9 protein-coding genes and 1 riboswitch are annotated in these 16015 nt (G+C 61.0%); of the genes, 6 read left to right on the top strand and 3 right to left on the bottom strand.

From position 1 onward, the window contains the following. Nucleotides 1-98 precede the first annotated feature (98 nt). Nucleotides 99-312: riboswitch (cobalamin riboswitch) on the top strand. Between the two features lie 98 nt (nucleotides 313-410). The 4 genes from KVH01_RS22030 (at nucleotide 411) to cobM (ending at nucleotide 2518) form a co-directional block, all read left to right on the top strand. Then, a complete protein-coding gene (locus tag KVH01_RS22030; protein ID WP_124400468.1) occupies nucleotides 411-599 on the top strand; it encodes a CbtB domain-containing protein in 189 nt (62 codons plus the stop codon). Nucleotides 600-610: 11 nt separating this feature from the next. Then, nucleotides 611-1312, top strand: coding sequence for a CbtA family protein (locus KVH01_RS22025; protein ID WP_217882893.1), 702 nt, complete (start codon nucleotides 611-613; stop codon nucleotides 1310-1312). Next, the gene (locus KVH01_RS22020) at nucleotides 1309-1701 is read left to right on the top strand and encodes a cobalamin biosynthesis protein (RefSeq protein WP_217882892.1); all 393 of its coding nucleotides are present in this window, start codon (nucleotides 1309-1311) and stop codon (nucleotides 1699-1701) included. The genes KVH01_RS22025 and KVH01_RS22020 overlap by 4 nt, the downstream gene beginning before the upstream one ends. 70 nt (nucleotides 1702-1771) lie before the next feature. Beyond that, entirely contained in the window at nucleotides 1772-2518 is a 747-nt protein-coding gene (cobM, locus tag KVH01_RS22015; RefSeq protein ID WP_217882891.1) for a precorrin-4 C(11)-methyltransferase, read from the top strand. Nucleotides 2519-3116: 598 nt separating this feature from the next. Here the strand turns inward: cobM and nfuA are convergent. The 3 genes from nfuA to KVH01_RS22000 form a co-directional block, all read right to left on the bottom strand. Then, the gene (gene nfuA, locus KVH01_RS22010) at nucleotides 3117-3701 is read right to left on the bottom strand and encodes a Fe-S biogenesis protein NfuA (RefSeq protein ID WP_003190728.1); all 585 of its coding nucleotides are present in this window, start codon (nucleotides 3699-3701) and stop codon (nucleotides 3117-3119) included. Between the two features lie 59 nt (nucleotides 3702-3760). After that, nucleotides 3761-4786: an acyltransferase family protein gene (locus tag KVH01_RS22005; protein WP_217882956.1), complete on the bottom strand. Its 1026-nt coding sequence runs from the start codon at nucleotides 4784-4786 to the stop codon at nucleotides 3761-3763. An 87-nt stretch (nucleotides 4787-4873) separates the two neighbouring features. After that, the gene (locus tag KVH01_RS22000) at nucleotides 4874-7165 is read right to left on the bottom strand and encodes a fatty acid cis/trans isomerase (protein WP_217882890.1); all 2292 of its coding nucleotides are present in this window, start codon (nucleotides 7163-7165) and stop codon (nucleotides 4874-4876) included. 164 nt (nucleotides 7166-7329) lie between these two features. On the opposite strand from KVH01_RS22000, the gene metH reads away from it, so the two are divergent. Next, on the top strand, nucleotides 7330-11040 hold the full coding sequence (metH, locus tag KVH01_RS21995) for a methionine synthase (RefSeq protein ID WP_217882889.1): 3711 nt from the start codon (nucleotides 7330-7332) through the stop codon (nucleotides 11038-11040). 136 nt (nucleotides 11041-11176) lie between these two features. Continuing rightward, nucleotides 11177-15967, top strand: a complete 4791-nt coding sequence (locus KVH01_RS21990) for a hypothetical protein (protein ID WP_217882888.1) — start codon at nucleotides 11177-11179, stop codon at nucleotides 15965-15967. Nucleotides 15968-16015 lie beyond the last annotated feature (48 nt).

The raw sequence follows: 16015 nt of genomic DNA, 5'->3' as shown, positions 1-16015 counted from the left end.
CGACAAGTGAATAAAGATTCTGGGCACGCACAGGGCCACCTCTCTCGCCGCTCTGGAGCGCATTCCGCCATTTGACGTAAGCGCTCGTCGCATGCTCTCCTACACATCTTGTTTCGGGTGCCCTTCATAGGGTGAAACGGGAAACCGGTGCGCCATAAACCTATGGCAAGTCCGGTGCTGCCCCCGCAACGGTAAGCGAGCGAAGCGTCAAATCCACTGTGCCGTGCATGGGAAGGAGACGCTTATCAGGTGGAACTCTTCCAAGAGCCGCCCCTCGCAAGCCCGGAGACCGGCCCGAAAAAATCAGATAACAAACCCGCGGTGGGCGGGCGCTGTTCAGAACCCTGCGTGCCTGGCTCGCGTGGTTTGCATGCGCTCGTTTCACCTCTGACACCTGATAGGGACGCGCCATGTCGATCACCACCAGCACCTCGCACTCCGCCAGCAGCACTGCCACCTTGAGCCAACGCCTGAGCGCCGCAATCGGTGCGTCGATCCTTGGCGCATGCCTGGTGTATTTCGCCGGTTTCTCCCATATCGAGGCAGTGCATAACGCGGCCCACGATACTCGCCACAGCGCCGCGTTCCCGTGCCACTGAGACCTGCCGATATGATCAAGCGTATTGCCCAGACCGCAGGGTTCACCGGCTTATTGGCCGCCCTGCTGCTGACCCTGCTGCAAAGCTTGTGGGTCGCACCGTTGATTTTACAGGCGGAGACCTATGAAAAGCCGCCGGCAACCACCGAAGTCACCCATGAGCATGCCGGCGCCGCTGCGCACCCCCACGACGCCGAGGCCTGGGAGCCGGAAGATGGCTGGCAGCGCGTGCTGTCGACCACCGGTGGAAACCTGGTGGTCGCCGTCGGTTTTGCACTGATGCTTGCCGGCCTGTACACCCTGCGCGCACCGACCCGCACTGTCCAGGGCTTGCTCTGGGGCCTGGCGGGTTACGCGACCTTTGTGCTGGCACCCACCCTGGGCCTGCCACCGGAATTGCCGGGCACGGCTGCGGCTGACCTGACGCTGCGCCAGAGCTGGTGGATAGGCACCGCTGCCTCCACCGCCGCCGGTATTGCGCTGATCGTGTTCGGCCGCAACTGGCTGTTGAAAGTGCTGGGCGTGGCGATACTTGCCGTGCCCCACGTGATCGGCGCACCGCAGCCGCAGGTGCACTCGATGCTGGCCCCGGAGGCTCTCGAGACGCAATTTAAGATTGCCTCGCAGTTGACCAACGTGGCGTTCTGGCTGGCCCTGGGCTTGATCAGTGCCTGGCTGTTTCGCCGCCACCGCGACGATCGATACCCGGCATGATCCTGGCGGTCGGCCTGGGGTGCCAGCGCGGTTGTGATGTTCAAACCCTGCTGGGCCTGTTTGACGCCGCCCTCGCCGAGGGCGGTATCGAACCCCAGCGTATCAACGCCCTGGCGAGCCTTGATCGCAAACAGGATGAGCCCGGTTTATTGGCCCTCGCTCACCTGCTGGGTCTACCGCTGCAGTGCTTCAATGCCGAACAACTGGCAGGTTATGAACACCGTTTGAGCCATAAGTCAGCGGTCGCCTTTGCCCATGCAGGCTGTTATGGCGTGGCCGAAAGCGCTGCCCTGGCCCTGGCCGAACACCTCTCGGGCAGCCCTGCCCGCCTGCTGATTACCCGCCGGAAAACCACCCAGGCCACCTTTGCATTAGCCTGCGCCGGTTAAAATCCCGATAATTGTCGTTATCGATCATGAATAATCTTCATGCTCGTCCGTTTTTCAACAGGAATCTTCCATGACCGTCTACTTCATCGGCGCAGGCCCCGGCGACCCGGAACTGATCACCGTCAAGGGCCAGCGGCTGATCCGCAGTTGCCCGGTGATCATCTACGCGGGCTCGCTGGTGCCTGCGGCGGTGCTGGAAGGCCATCAGGCGCATCAGGTGGTCAACAGCGCCGAACTGCACTTGGAGCAGATCATCGACTTGATCAAGACCGCCCATGGACAAGGCCAGGATGTGGCACGCGTGCACTCTGGCGACCCAAGCCTGTATGGGGCGATTGGCGAGCAGATCCGTCACCTGCGTGAGCTGGGCATTCCCTTCCAGATCATCCCTGGGGTCACGGCGATAGCGGCTTGCGCGGCGCTGCTGGAAACCGAGCTGACCCTGCCGGACATTGCCCAGAGCGTGATCCTGACCCGCTATGCGGATAAAACCAGCATGCCTGCCGGCGAGAATTTCGACAGCCTGGCCCGGCACGGCACGACCATGGCGATTCACCTGGGGGTCAATCACCTGGAGAAGATCGTCGCCGACCTGCTGCCTCACTATGGCGCCGATTGTCCGATTGCCGTAGTTCACCGTGCAACCTGGCCGGATCAGGATTGGGCCGTGGGCACCTTGACGGATATTGCCCAGAAGGTCGCGGCCAAGGGGTTCCGGCGTACGGCGTTGATTGTGGTGGGCCGGGTGCTGGCCAATGACACTTTCAGTGAGTCTTCACTGTATCGGGCGGGACATGCGCACCTGTACCGACCTTGATTTTTTACTTTATAAAATTAAATCAACGCACTGATTTAAATGAATAAATGCCAATAAAATGTGGGAGACGGCTTGCCCCCGATGGCGGCCTTAGAGCCGACCGGGGTCTTGGTTTTAGACCGAGTACATATCCATTATTCAGGTAACGGCCACTATTGGTTCCGCTCTTACAGCGGGTCACTTTTGGAAGAGCGCCAAAAGTAACCAAAAACGCTTCGCCCCACCACTCGGCACCTCGCCCAGGCTCGGTGTGCCCGTAATCCGACAGGGATTTGGGGGGCCGCCGCCACGCGCCATCCATGGCGCGGGGCGGCTAAACCGGCATCCCTGCCGGTTTACCCCCCAAATCCCTGTCGAATTCCGGCCAGCGTGGTTTAACGGGGCGCCTAAGATCAAAAACAGATCAAGATCAAGAGCGGCTCGCTGTGCATCGTGGTTACCGGCTGCTACACAGTTGTGTATACCCATGGTTATCGCGGGCAAGCCCCCTCCGAAACTTAATCTTTATTATTAGATAGATATCATAAGCCTCTGAATTTTAAGCACAAAAAAACGGCGCTCACGGGGCGCCGTTTTTTCTTCGCAGTGAACACCTTACTCAGTAGTAGGCATTTTCTTTCTGCGTGTGGTCAGTCACGTCACGTACGCCCTTGAGCTCCGGAATGCGCTCAAGCAAAGTGCGCTCGATGCCTTCGCGCAGGGTCACGTCTGCCTGGCCGCAGCCCTGGCAGCCGCCGCCGAATTTCAATACGGCGATGCCGTCATCCACTACGTCGATCAGGCTCACCTGGCCGCCATGGCTGGCCAGCCCTGGGTTGATCTCGGTTTGCAGGTAGTAGTTGATGCGCTCGTTGACCGGGCTATCAGCGTTGACGTTCGGCACCTTGGCGTTGGGGGCCTTGATGGTCAACTGGCCGCCCATGCGATCGGTGGCGTAGTCGACCACGGCGTCATCGAGGAAGGCTTCGCTGAAGGCATCGATGTAGGCGGTGAAGCTTTTCAGCCCCAGGGCGGTGTCTTCAGGTTTCTCTTCACCCGGCTTGCAGTAGGCGATGCACGTCTCCGCGTACTGGGTGCCAGGCTGGGTGATAAAGACGCGGATACCAATACCCGGGGTGTTCTGCTTGGACAGCAGGTCAGCCAGGTAATCATGGGCGGCGTCGGTAATGGTTATGGCAGTCATGGAAACTCCTCACAGGCTTGCCGGCAGTTTACGCCAAATCATTCCAGAGGTACAAAGTCCTAGTATTTTTGTCGGGAAATAATTGCCTGATCCTCGACAGCCAGCCAACGCTTGAGCGGGCGATAGGTTGCCCTCTCCAGCCATTGGTAGCTGACGTATGCGCCCAGCGCCGTCACTACGATGCAAACCGGCAGGATTGTGTAGGGATCTATTGCGTTTCGCTCAGCAATCCATCGCCCGGCGGCCAGCGCCAGCACGTGGATCAGGTATACCGAATAAGAGCAATCGCCGAGCATTTTCAAAATGCGCGAACCTTGGAAGTAGGGCTCCAGAGTTACACAGCTGATAACCAATATCGCGCTGGGCACGCCCCACTCAAGCGCACGGGGTACATCTGCCCCGTGATAAATCGCCGCCAGGGCCGCCGCGATCCCAGATAATGGCAGCCAAGCCCGGGCCCGACACAAGCCACGGTGGTACAGCATGCCGATTACGATACCCATCAAAAACTCAAGCACGATGTCATCATTGTAAAAACCGCTGGCCAGGCCCAGTGCGGGACTGAGGACACAACACACCAGGTACAAAAAACCTGCCACCACCCACAACCGATATGAACGGCCAACCAGCAAGGCCACGGCAAACAGAACGTAGAAGAGCATCTCGAAGTTCAGGGTCCAGCCAGCATCCAGCAGCGGATAGACCCCATACCCTCCCGGGTTCTCAGCAGGAATAAACAGCAGCGACAGCAGCACATGGCCCAGCGCCAGCTCAGCATCGGGAAACATCGACGGCACTGTCAGGACCAGCACAGCCATGAGCAGCGTATAGAACCAATACGCTGGAGCGATCCGCGCCAGGCGCATCAGCATGAATTGCCACGGCGTGAGCGCCTTATCTGCGGTGGCGAGGAAAATCACCAGGCCGCTGATGACGAAGAATATGTCCACCCCGATGCCGCCCTTGTCGGCAAACAGATAAGCCAGTGGGTTATGCACCTCGAATTCAAAAAACACTTGGGTGAAGTGGTGCCCGAACACCACCCACGCCGCCAGCGCCCGTAGCGCCTGCACTGAAATCAACATCATCGGAATACCTTTTCCAATCCCGCAAGGCAACCATCCGACCGCTTCAGCACCTGCTCAAGGCGATGACTGGATCACTGACTACCGTTATAGGTTCTCATAACGGTTCATGTCCAATACGCCCTCTTCCACCGGCGTGGTTTCATGAATGTATCGCGACAAGTCGTGGAAATACTGCCAGAACAACGGATGGCTGCGGCGCACGCCCCAGCGGTCGACAATCTGCTCAAACGCCTTGGCATCCTGGGCCTGCTGCATGCGTGCGACAAACTCAGGCACTTCCTGGGCCGGAATATTGAACATGAAGTTCGGATAACTGCTCATCACACCAGGGTAGATGGTCAGCGTGTCCAACCCCGGCTGGTAGCGATAGGCCTCCCCCAGCAGGAACGCCACGTTACTGTGGGCGCGGTTACGCAGCATGCTGTACACCACACGCTGGCCGCTGGTGGTCTCGATGCGCAGCATCGTGGCCTCGGGCAACTGGTCGATCACCTTGAGCCCCGCCGCAGGCCGTGAAGTCAGGCGGCTAAGCGCCTGTTCGGCATCCTGCAGGCCTGGGTCGATAGCGGTGCGCGAGCAATAGGCCCCCGTGCAGCGGTTGATCGGATCCGGGCTGGCGTTCAAAGCGCCGTAACGTGCCAGCAGTTGGTTGGCAAAGTCGCGCTTGGGATCCTTTTCGTCCAGATGCATGCCCGTGGGCTTATCGTCGTCAATGGCTTCATAGTCCAGCCACAGCTTGAGCTTGCCGCTGTTCTGGTACCAGTCATCGAGGAAATCCTCGCGGGTGTCAGCCGGCATCAGGCGCAGGAAATTCTGCTCGGCTCCGTTACGGATCAAGTCAAAGTACAGGCGCGTCTGAGCCTGGTGCGACACGTTGCCAAACACGTCGAAGTTCACCGCCAACTGATAATAGGTGCGCTCCAGCAGCGGGTAATCGAACAGCCACAGCGTCTGCGGCACCTCGCCGATCAGGCCTTTAGTGACCGAGGCGCTGTCGAAATGGCGGAAGATCGTCAGCAAGGCATTGTCATTGCCCGCCCACAGGCTCGACCAGCTCGGTGGCGGCACGTCTGCATAGCTGTCACGGCGCACGGCTTCGTATTGGTTGCGCTTGTCGCGATAGGCCAGCCACAGGCTCAGCACGCTGCCGACATCATCGTTCTGTCCCGGCATCGCCAGCAACGGCGTGGTCTGCCCACGGTAGCGCGCATCGGTGATGTAGAGGTCGTGGTCCGGGTCCTGGAACAGGGCCCAGAAGTTATCGCGGATCACATCCGTGGCGATCTGCCCCCGGCATACCGGCCCGCGGATAAAAGTGCGTACGAAGTATTCGGCGTTATCCAGCATGAACTGGTAGCGAGCCTTGGCCGGGATGGCTTCGAAGGTTTCGAACGGATTGGCGCGGCGCCCGGGGCCGTAGCCCGGCAAGGCGCTCGCTTGCCAGTCACCGGAATAGAACAGCGCCTTGATCCGCGCCATTTTCGCCGGGCTGAACGGGTAAGTGATGTGGGTTTTATGCACGATCACGCCCTGCACCGGCCACAAGCGGTAATAGACTTTGGTACCTGGGTCATCATTGGGACGGCGCGTGGCGATCAGGTCGATGGGCTGGCCGCTTGGCGTACGCGAACGGACCCACTGGAAGAAATGCCCCGGCTCGCCGTTCTCAAAGTAGATATGGGCCAGGAACAGATGCTCGTACAACCAGCGCGCCACCAGGCTTTGCCGGGCACCGGGCTGGTTGAACAGGTTTTCCCACTGCTGCACCTGCAGGGCCTCCTTGGCGCTGGGTGCCAGACCTTGTTCGTCAATCGGTGCGCCGGAGGCCAGCCAGCGTTGCAAAGTCTGGTATTGCTGGTCGGACAAGCCAGTGACGGCCAGCGGCATGCCTTCCTTGGGATGGGCGCCTGCATAAGCGTTGAACTCGCCGGGCGTCGCGCACATGTTTTCGCGGTTCAAACCCAACACGATGCCTTCCGGCAGCTTGGCATTGGGCTGCAACGGCGCGTTGTGCCCCAGCTCCAGCATGCGCGCCATCAGCGCGGCCTGGCTGCCCTGGGCATCGAGTACCGAATAGAAGCCCTTCTGCTGCCAGGCCTGCTGGCCGAAAGCGTCGTAGAACAAGCGGGTGGTCGGTGCCGCCCGGCTCCGCTCGCCGTTGTATACCGGCACCTTGCTCGCACCACGGGCCGCACCCTCGGCACTACCCAGGTTAAGCTGGCAGGCGGAGTCGTAGCAGGCATGGCAGGCGACGCACTTCTCGGTGAAGATCGGCTGGATGTCGCGAGTATAAGAGATCGCCGCAACGGGACCTTGTGCCTGGGCGGTACAGGCGACCAGTGCCAGGAAGGCGCTGGTGAAAAAGCGAAGTGACATGTATCCGGTCCCGATTCAATGCGTGCGCTAAAAGTGCCGGCGATTCTACCGGGCCACGGCCGCCCTCAACATGAACGATATTCATGCAAAACCGGCACATGCTCCAAATCGGCACAGGTTTGCTATGATCCATGCCCTCCGTAATGCCTGACCAGAGTAGTCCCATGCCCGATCGTAGCGCTCGCCTGCAAGCCCTTCACCAAGCCCTCAAGGAACGTATCCTGATCCTCGATGGCGGCATGGGCACGATGATCCAGAGCTATAAGCTCGAGGAGCAGGACTACCGTGGCAAACGCTTCGCCGACTGGCCAAGCGACGTCAAGGGCAACAACGACCTGCTGGTAATTACCCGCCCGGACGTGATCGGTGGGATCGAGAAAGCCTACCTCGACGCTGGCGCCGACATCCTTGAGACCAACACCTTCAACGCCACGCGCATCTCCATGGCCGACTACGGCATGGAAGAACTGGCCTATGAACTGAACGTGGAAGGCGCACGCCTGGCGCGCAGTATCGCCGATGCCAAGACGGCCGAGAACCAGGCCAAGCCGCGCTTCGTCGCCGGCGTGCTCGGCCCGACCAGCCGTACCTGCTCGCTGTCGCCGGACGTGAACAACCCCGGCTATCGCAACGTGACCTTCGATGAACTGGTGGAGAACTACACCGAGGCCACTAAGGGCCTGATCGAGGGCGGCGCCGATCTGATCCTGATCGAGACCATCTTCGATACCCTTAACGCCAAGGCCGCGATTTTCGCCGTGCAAGGCGTGTTCGAAGAACTAGGCATTGAACTGCCGATCATGATTTCCGGCACCATCACCGACGCTTCCGGCCGCACCCTGTCGGGGCAGACCACCGAGGCCTTCTGGAACTCCGTGGCCCACGCCAAGCCGATCTCCGTGGGCTTGAACTGCGCCCTTGGCGCCAGCGAGCTGCGCCCCTACCTGGAAGAGCTGTCGAACAAGGCAGACACCCATGTGTCCGCACACCCCAACGCCGGGCTGCCCAACGAATTCGGCGAATACGACGAACTGCCGGCGCAAACCGCCAAGGTCATCGAAGAGTTTGCCCAGAGTGGCTTCCTCAATATCGTCGGCGGGTGCTGCGGCACCACCCCAGGCCATATCGAGGCCATCGCCAAGGCCGTGGCCGGCTATGCGCCGCGCGCGATCCCGGATATTCCCAAGGCCTGCCGCCTGTCAGGCCTGGAGCCGTTCACCATCGATCGCAGCTCGTTGTTCGTCAACGTCGGCGAGCGCACCAACATCACAGGTTCAGCCAAATTCGCCCGGCTGATCCGCGAAGACAACTACACCGAAGCCCTGGAAGTCGCCCTGCAACAGGTGGAAGCCGGCGCCCAGGTGATCGACATCAACATGGACGAGGGCATGCTCGATTCGAAGAAGGCCATGGTGACCTTCCTCAATCTGATTGCCGGCGAGCCCGACATCTCCCGGGTGCCGATCATGATCGACTCCTCCAAGTGGGAAGTGATCGAGGCCGGCCTCAAGTGCATCCAGGGCAAGGGCATCGTCAACTCCATCAGCATGAAGGAAGGCGTCGAGCAGTTCATTCACCACGCCAAGCTGTGCAAGCGCTATGGTGCCGCCGTGGTGGTGATGGCGTTCGATGAGGCCGGCCAGGCCGATACCGAAGCGCGCAAGAAGGAAATCTGCAAGCGCTCCTACGACATCCTGGTCAATGAAGTGGGCTTCCCGCCGCAAGACATCATCTTCGACCCGAACATTTTCGCCGTCGCCACCGGTATCGAAGAGCACAATAACTACGCCGTCGACTTCATCAATGCCTGTGCGTATATCCGCGAAGAGCTGCCCTACGCACTGACCTCCGGCGGCGTGTCCAACGTGTCGTTCTCGTTCCGCGGCAACAACCCGGTGCGCGAGGCGATCCACTCGGTATTCCTGCTGTATGCGATCCGCAGCGGCCTGACCATGGGCATCGTCAACGCCGGCCAGTTGGAGATCTATGACCAGATCCCGACCGAGCTGCGTGACGCCGTGGAAGACGTGGTGCTCAACCGCACGCCGGAAGGCACCGATGCCCTTCTCGCCATCGCCGACAAGTACAAGGGCGACGGCAGCGTCAAGGAAGCCGAGACCGAAGAATGGCGCGGCTGGCCAGTGAACAAGCGCCTGGAACACGCGCTGGTCAAGGGCATCACCACCCATATCGTCGAGGACACTGAAGAGTCGCGCCTGTCGTTCGTGCGCCCGATCGAGGTGATCGAAGGCCCGCTGATGTCCGGCATGAACATCGTCGGCGACCTGTTCGGCGCCGGTAAGATGTTCCTGCCCCAGGTGGTCAAATCCGCTCGTGTGATGAAGCAGGCCGTGGCCCACTTGATCCCGTTCATCGAGCTGGAAAAAGGCGACAAACCGGAAGCCAAGGGCAAGATCCTGATGGCTACGGTCAAGGGCGACGTGCACGACATCGGCAAGAATATCGTCGGCGTGGTACTCGGTTGCAATGGCTATGACATTGTCGACCTGGGCGTGATGGTGCCGGCGGAAAAGATCCTGCAGGTGGCCAAGGAACAGAAGTGCGACATCATCGGCCTGTCCGGGCTGATCACGCCGTCGCTGGACGAGATGGTCCATGTGGCCCGTGAAATGCAGCGCCAGGACTTCCACCTGCCGCTGATGATCGGTGGTGCCACCACCTCCAAGGCGCACACGGCGGTGAAGATCGAGCCCAAGTACAGCAACGACGCGGTGATCTACGTCACCGACGCCTCCCGTGCCGTGGGTGTGGCCACGCAATTGCTGTCCAAGGAGTTGAAGGCCGGCTTCGTCGAGAAGACCCGCCTGGAATACATTGACGTGCGTGAACGCACCTCCAACCGCAGTGCGCGCACCGAGCGCCTGAGTTACCCGGCGGCCATCGCCAAGAAGCCGCAGTTCGACTGGAGCAGCTACACCCCGGTCAAGCCGACCTTTACCGGTGCCAAGGTGCTGGACAATATCGACCTCAACGTCTTGGCCAAGTACATCGACTGGACGCCGTTCTTTATCTCCTGGGACCTGGCCGGCAAGTTCCCGCGCATCCTCGAAGACGAGGTGGTCGGTGAGGCGGCCACTGCGCTGTACGCCGATGCCCAGGAAATGCTCAGGAAGCTGATCGACGAGAAACTCATCAGCGCCCGCGCCGTGTTCGGTTTCTGGCCAACCAACCAGGTGCAGGATGATGATCTGGAAGTCTACGGCGAGGACGGCCAGCCGATTGCCAGGCTGCATCATTTGCGCCAGCAGATCATCAAAACCGACGGCAAGCCGAACTTCTCCCTGGCCGACTTCGTCGCGCCCAAGGACAGCGGCGTGACCGACTACATTGGCGGGTTTATCACCACCGCCGGCATCGGTGCCGAAGAAGTCGCCAAGGCCTATCAGGACGCCGGCGACGACTACAACTCGATCATGGTCAAGGCCCTGGCTGATCGCCTGGCCGAAGCCTGCGCCGAGTGGCTGCACCAGCAGGTACGCAAGGAGCACTGGGGTTACGCCAAGGACGAGCAACTGGACAACGAGGCGCTGATCAAGGAGCAGTACAGCGGCATCCGCCCTGCCCCGGGTTACCCGGCGTGCCCGGATCACACCGAGAAAGCCCAGCTGTTCCAACTGCTCGACCCCGAGGCCAGGGAAATGCACGCCGGGCGCAGCGGTGTATTCCTCACCGAGCACTACGCAATGTTCCCGGCGGCGGCGGTCAGTGGCTGGTACTTTGCCCATCCGCAGGCGCAGTATTTTGCCGTGGGCAAAATCGACAAGGACCAGGTGGCCAGCTACACCGCACGCAAACATCAGGATCTGGCCGTGACCGAGCGCTGGCTGGCGCCTAACCTGGGTTACGACAACTAGGCCATTGGCCAAGGGTTGCGGTATCCCGATGCCGCACCCGTGACCACAAAATCCGTTTTCCTGTGCAGGACCGATCCTCGGTCCGCTGACCCGGCAGCCCGTCCAGCCGGATTCACACAGGAAAAAGGATTTCATCATGCCCGATTCACCTACGGCCCTGAGCCAATTGCCCAGCCAAGCCGTCCACGCCCATTTCGCTACGCGCCCAGCGTTGTTTTCAGTGGTGTTCAAGGCCCTGCGCACGGGTATCAGCGAGCGCTACCCGAACCTGCAATTGGATCTGCTCACGCTCAAGCTCGCCAGCCCTACCCCCAGTGGCGGCTATGCCTTTCCCTTGCTGGCCCATGTCGCCCTCGCCCACGTCCTCAACCCCCGGCTGCTTGACCTGAGCCCTCGCGGTGAACTGCCGTATTACTTGTCGCCCGCACCGGGTAGCGGCCTGGCTGACATTGATATGCAGGTGATTGCGCAGGTCATCGACGAGCTGCGCGCCTCGCTGCATCTGTCTTTCCAGCAGGACCTGGTCGATTACTGGAGCCAGGCCGACAGCCATGGCCGCAGTCGTTGGCAATGGCTGGGGGAGTTTCTCCAAGGCCAGATGACCGCCGCAGCTGCGGCTGCCTCCACCCTTGGCGATACCCAGCGGGACATGCTGGCGGTCGCCGCAGCCTGGCCGGCGCGCAGTGAACGCCTGCCGCGCTCCACGCCTGCCACCTATGCGTATTTCATCGAAACCACACTGGCCAGGGCTACGCAGGAAGTACGCCTGCTGACGCCGGACCTCCTCCTGATACGCGACAAACAGGTGCTGCTGTGCAACGTCGCCGGAGCGGTCGAGGCGTTTGACTCCCTGGATGCCTTTGGCCAGGCCTGGAGCCTGCGCCTGCAACGCCAGTACCAGTTCGACAGCCTGACCTGGCGGCGCAATGAGCCGGACGGCAACCTGTTCGAACAACAGGCTGGGCTAATCCTCAATCAGCAACTTGAAGACCTGGCCGCCATGGACCTGCGCGGCCCCAGCGAAGCCGAGGTTGACCGGCGCCTGGACCGGCTCACGGATCCGGCGATGCAGTTCATACTAGCGCCCATAGGTGACCCGGTACCGCTGCAGAAAATTGAAGCGCAGTTGCCTGGCTGGCTCAGGCAGGCAACTGCCGATGACCGTTTCGCCTACCATCTGCACTTGCAGCAGGTGGCCACGGTACTGCGGGTGAACCAGGGGCGTTCCTACAATGAGGGCATAGAAAACCTGCATGATTTCAGCCGCGCTTCCCTGCGCAAGCAGATGCAGGCCGACCATGGCGACTACGACCCTGACGATGTGCTGCTGGACTTTGCCGTGGCCGCCGGTTACCCGGGTGGCGCGGGCATTATCGACCACGTCAGGATGTCGCTGACCGAGCTGGCGGTGAAAAACCTCGCCGGCAAACCCAAAGGTACGCTGACGCTGTCATCCAAAAGTGGCGGCACGCTGCCGCCGTGGCTAACTGACGATTACGTGTTGGGCTCCTCGGGCCTGATCCAGCGGGTCGACATCGGCACGGCCTATCCGCAAACGATCAAGGACCTGCTGCTTTCCGACAGTGTCGATGCCCGTCTCCGGGAACAACTCTTCACCCGCGAGCTGAAGGTGCACCTGCCGTGCATGGCGCTGGAATTCGCGATCAGGCAGCAATACGGTGTCACTACCCTGGGCTACCGCTATGTAGACGCCCTGATGGGCGAGACACCTACCGACCGAATTGTCGACGGCCAGGAAATTGTCCTGCGTCCCCTGGCGCTGTGCCGCAAGACCGGCGCCACCCCGGACGTCGTCAACAACTTCTTCATTATCGAGCCCCGGGACGCCAGCATCGGCCCGCACGTGCTGTACCGCCCCTTGTACGCCGATGCGTTGTATCAGTACCCAACGCGCGAAGCGCTGCTGGAGGCGCTGGCCGCCCCCGGTGACCTGCAGGCCAGCGTGCTCACCTGGCTGAGCGACAGGGCGCGGCCGATCTACGATCACGGCGGTATCAAGGAGCCGCACATCATTCGCTTTCTGGCCGGGGATGAGTTCGCCATTCCTGAAAAGCCCGCACCCGCGACCCTGGCGGTGGATGAAGGCGCCGAAGAATGGCTGCAATCGCAAGTCAATGGGCAACTGCTCAGTCACTTGTTCGGCAGTACCGCACGGGCCCTGGTGGAGCTGGCGGACCGTGAATCAGTGTCCAACAGCGAAAGCCGCTGGGCCATCGTGATGGAGGGCGCCTGGCTGCTGTTCAACACTCTGCTGTTGCCGTTGGCCCGTGGCCCGGCGATGCTGGCCGGCTGGTTCCTGGTGATGGTCAGCAGCCTGGAGCAGGACCTGGCGGGACTGGACAGCAGCGACCCGACCACCCGCGAACTGGCCTTGATCGACCTGCTGCTCAACACCGCCATGGTGCTGTTGCATGCTGCCAGCCCGTCGCCGCGCACCCAACCGCAGGCTCACGAAGACGTCGCACCGGCGCTGACCGCCTGGCGCCGCCCTGCCCATCCGGCCCAGGAACCAACAGTGCCCCAGGTAAGTCATGGCGAGGTGGCGTTGCCTGGTGAACCGCCCGCCACAGGGCATACCCCGCTGGATTTCAGCCGCTCGCTTGCCAGCCCCAAGGCTGGTGCGAGGTTGTTGAAATTATTGCTCGACCTGCATGTACCTTGGCCAGACTCGTTGCCCGTTGCGCAGGCCAGCGGCCCGTTCAAGGGGTTGTACCGGATTGGCGAAACCTGGCATGCCAGCCTTGCCGGGCTGCTGTTCCAGGTCAGCGTGGTGCAAGGCTTCGGCGAGGTCTACCTGGTGGATCCACAGCACCCGCTGCGGCCCGGCTTCAAACTGGCCAGCGACGGCCAGGGGCATTGGCAGCTGGAACGCCAGGCGCGGCTGGCGGGTGGTATGCCCAGGGAGCGCCGGGAACGTTGGCAGCGCCAGCATCGCGACCGTTTGAAGGCGTTGGAGGCGGACCTTGCACGACTCAACCTGGAGTTCCTGCCCCAGGCGCTTGCCTCGCTACCGCTGAAGAGCGCGCTGGACAAGGCGCGCACCGAACTGGTCGAACAAAAGCAAAAGCTGCGCGAGGACTGGCTGAGGTTGCGCACCGCGAGCGAAATTCCAGGCTTGCAAGACAAGCTCGCTGCCCGTCATGGGCAACGACGCGAGATCGTGGCCAGGGCCAGGGCAGAATGGGGTGTTGCCTTTGAGCGTTACCAGCAAAACGCCGAGATGAGCAATGCCGCCATGCAAAGGATCCAGGATAAGGCCAGTGAACTGATGGAGGCTGACAACGCCAACGCAAAACACAAGACCTCCCGCAATGTCGGGGCCAAGGCGATTTATGACTACTGGGGCTCGGTGTTCGAGGCCCTGATGCAAAAGTTTACCGATATCCTGGAAACCGACCAGGGCGAAAATGCCGATGAGCTGTTTGACCGAGTCAACCGTGAACTGCCCGAAGGCATCCCTTACGCCTACCAAACGTTCCTGGACACCCGCAAACGACAGATCGAAACATTGCGAGAGATGCACGATCCGATCGAAAAAATCCAGACCGCCCTCAAGCAGGCCGATCCGGAACTGCGCGAGTTCCTGCTCAAAGAGCACCCCGAGGATCAGTATCTCTCCGTGGTCACGGTCGAACAAAACATCCTGATGTTTCTTGCCGAGTTGGTGCTCGATCGCACCCATACTTCGCGAAGCCCGGCAGAGTTGCCCTTTATCGTGGACCTCACCAACCCCGAGAACACCACCCGGATCCTGGCACATACCGAGATGCGGACGACCAGCGGTTACTCCACCACCGAACAGATCGATGTACTCAAGGGCGCACTGGAACGCTATGAGCGCATGGAGAACGCCGTCAATTCACTTTCGGAAATGGGCTCAGGCTTTGTGCGCGAGGCCTATCGCACAGAGTTCCTCGACCAACTGGTGACCGCCCGTACCAGCCTGGAAGCGCAACTGGCCGATGTGCTTCTCACCGAGGAAGGCTTCGCCCACGTGCCCGGCGTGGCAGCGCCCACCCGCCCGAAACCCGCCAGCCGCAAGGTAATCAAGACACGCAAACAAGCGACTCTGGTGGGTGACTTGCGTCCACCAGACGCAGCGACACCGGGCAGTTTTGTCGATATCAAAGACCCGCTGACAGGCCAAACGGTCGCCACGTACCATGAACATGCCAATCAAAGCGAATGGGTCGAAGTCGAGGTGGCCAAACCCTCTACACCGACACCCGTAGCGAAAGCCCGCGCCCTCAAGATCATCAGGCAAAATGCCGACACCCTGATCGCCCAACGGGCCGGTATCGAACGCACGATTCGCGCCCAGCAGAAAAAACTTCAAGACCCCGCACGGCGCGAGACCCTCAGCCCGCTGGACTGGGATGACATGCTGAGCCAGCATGCGCGCAAACTCGAAGCCCTGGCCGATGAAATCCAGCGCGATCATCCCAGCCAGGCCAGCGCTGGCTCACTGGTCAAGCAGTACCGGGACGAGGCCGCCTCGGCGCAGACACTCGCCCGCCAGGTATGTGCCGAAGGCTACAAGCAACAGTTGCCCAAGGCGTCCAACGTTGCCTATCTGTGGCGTCACGGGTTTGTCGATATCAACCTGGCCAAGAGCCGAGAACCGCTGGCAGCCGGGGATTTTCTCAGCGAATACGCGGTGTACGAAAAAGGTACGGCCCATGTCTTGTGGTACGCGCATTTCCACTATCCCACCGTCGAGACGCCGGCCGCGCAGTACAGCTTCGGGCACTTGAAGCTTCCAGCAGATCAGCTGTTCACGCGCAGACAATTGATCGAAAAGGCCGCCGCCGAAAACCGCGCCGTGGTCAACCTGGATAAAGCCACGATCAGGCCGCCTTTGGACAAGCAACTGTTCCTTGACCTGGAACCTGCCCGGGCTGAATGACGCCACGACAACCCGTGCACCCCCGCCGCGATTATGCGGTGCGGGTGC

The organism is Pseudomonas khavaziana (genome assembly GCF_019145205.1).
Lineage (GTDB): Bacteria > Pseudomonadota > Gammaproteobacteria > Pseudomonadales > Pseudomonadaceae > Aquipseudomonas > Aquipseudomonas khavaziana.
Note: the sequence above shows the minus strand (reverse complement) of the source record. Positions and strands in the feature narration are given on the sequence as shown.

Bases quoted from the DNA above. Each gene is read 5' to 3' on its own strand.
- KVH01_RS22020 (WP_217882892.1), top strand. From the start codon at position 1,309: ATGATCCTGGCGGTCGGCCTGGGGTGCCAGCGCGGTTGTGATGTTCAA.
- cobM (WP_217882891.1), top strand. From the start codon at position 1,772: ATGACCGTCTACTTCATCGGCGCAGGCCCCGGCGACCCGGAACTGATC.
- KVH01_RS22030 (WP_124400468.1), top strand. From the start codon at position 411: ATGTCGATCACCACCAGCACCTCGCACTCCGCCAGCAGCACTGCCACC.
- KVH01_RS21990 (WP_217882888.1), top strand. From the start codon at position 11,177: ATGCCCGATTCACCTACGGCCCTGAGCCAATTGCCCAGCCAAGCCGTC.
- KVH01_RS22000 (WP_217882890.1), bottom strand. From the start codon at position 7,165: ATGTCACTTCGCTTTTTCACCAGCGCCTTCCTGGCACTGGTCGCCTGT.
- metH (WP_217882889.1), top strand. From the start codon at position 7,330: ATGCCCGATCGTAGCGCTCGCCTGCAAGCCCTTCACCAAGCCCTCAAG.
- KVH01_RS22025 (WP_217882893.1), top strand. From the start codon at position 611: ATGATCAAGCGTATTGCCCAGACCGCAGGGTTCACCGGCTTATTGGCC.
- nfuA (WP_003190728.1), bottom strand. From the start codon at position 3,701: ATGACTGCCATAACCATTACCGACGCCGCCCATGATTACCTGGCTGAC.
- KVH01_RS22005 (WP_217882956.1), bottom strand. From the start codon at position 4,786: ATGTTGATTTCAGTGCAGGCGCTACGGGCGCTGGCGGCGTGGGTGGTG.